The organism is Staphylococcus pasteuri, assembly GCF_030547725.1.
Classification (GTDB): Bacteria; Bacillota; Bacilli; order Staphylococcales; family Staphylococcaceae; genus Staphylococcus; species Staphylococcus pasteuri.
Genome location: NZ_JAUOQO010000222.1, coordinates 1 through 289 on the forward strand (window position 1 = coordinate 1; position 289 = coordinate 289).

General features: G+C 42.6%; 1 protein-coding gene. It reads right to left on the reverse strand.

Annotated elements, in window-relative coordinates:
* Nucleotides 1–289: hypothetical protein (locus Q4528_RS13470; RefSeq protein WP_303522030.1), on the reverse strand; the 289-nt coding region annotated here is incomplete at both ends.

Below are 289 nucleotides of genomic sequence, written 5' to 3' on the forward strand. Positions count from 1 at the left end.
GGATACAACAAAACTGATAACGATAACTAACGCTGACCAAAACAGCCCTTCAGGTAACAGTGCGTTTAGTAAAGCCACCGGTAACGCCGACACTAGCATAATTGTTAAAACAGGTAACACACTAAACCGCAGAAAACTCGATATAGGAAACCCCGTAAGCTTGTTGACTAAATACAGTCGAACACCAAACATTAGTATATTTGCTGATATAGCCACAATAAAAACGCTATAAGCAGCACCGCCTGCAGCAATTGCGGCCCATGCAGCGAAAAAAATCCCAACCTGAATG